A 244-nucleotide genomic window follows, 5' to 3' on the forward strand; every position below is an offset into this window, starting at 1 on the left:
GCTGGGCCTGGCCAGCACCCCGAACCGCGTGCTCTACGGCGCGCACGGCGCGGCCGAGCAGGACATGGACCGCACCTGGGCGGACACCGCGGCCACGCTGCGCCTGCTCGCGCAGCAGGTGCCCGACTTGGCCGGGCGCAGCGCCGCGCTCGTGGCCACGGCGCAGGGCGACGGCACCTGGTTGATCGACGCCGCAGGCCGGCCCGTGGGCCCGGCCATGCTCTGGCTCGACGCGCGCGCCGCG

At 78.7% G+C, this 244-nt stretch carries 1 protein-coding gene; it reads left to right on the forward strand.

Features of this window, described 5'->3' with window-relative positions; translation table 11 throughout:
* A partial coding sequence (locus tag VTU_RS26335) for an FGGY family carbohydrate kinase (RefSeq protein ID WP_040892418.1) occupies positions 1-244 on the forward strand: 244 nt, incomplete at both ends.

Source organism: Verminephrobacter aporrectodeae subsp. tuberculatae At4, from assembly GCF_000193225.1.
Taxonomy (GTDB): Bacteria; Pseudomonadota; Gammaproteobacteria; order Burkholderiales; family Burkholderiaceae_C; genus Acidovorax; species Acidovorax aporrectodeae.